The sequence below is a fragment of the Citrobacter sp. VF227 genome (assembly GCF_052950715.1).
In genome coordinates, this window is record NZ_JBRFVF010000639.1 from 1 (window position 1) to 432 (window position 432).

At 70.6% G+C, this 432-nt stretch carries 1 pseudogene; it reads right to left on the reverse strand.

Annotated elements, in window-relative coordinates:
- A pseudogene (locus tag ACU8YC_RS28315) lies at window positions 1-432 on the reverse strand (hypothetical protein); the annotation flags it as partial.

The following is a 432-nucleotide window of genomic DNA, read 5'->3' on the forward strand; positions in this document are numbered from 1 at the left end:
GTTCCAGGCCTTGCGGGTCGATGCCATTGGTGGCGCTGGCGAGCAGTGGCGGCAATGCCTGCTCCAGGCTCGGCTGGTTGAGGGCGCGAAGTTGCTCCAGCCGCGCGGCACGACGGCGATTGCGTGGCGGTGCAAAGGGGTCGAGCACACGGCCACCGCCAAGGGTGCGCTGGGCGGACTGGTCGCGCAGGACGATGCGGTCGCCATGTACCGCGTGGCTCGGTGCGTTGAGCAGTAGCTGGGCGAAGGCGCGTTCGCCCGGCGCCAGGCTCGTGCCTTCGAGCAGGGCGACGCGGGCGGTGACGTCCTGGGCGCCGAGGTGCACGTGCACGGGCGTCCAGTGCTTGAGTTCGTGGGCTTCGCCGGGCAGCAGCTGGAAGTCGACGTCGACGCGTTGGGTCGGCGCGTGCAGCAGTGGGTGCAGCAGCCAGT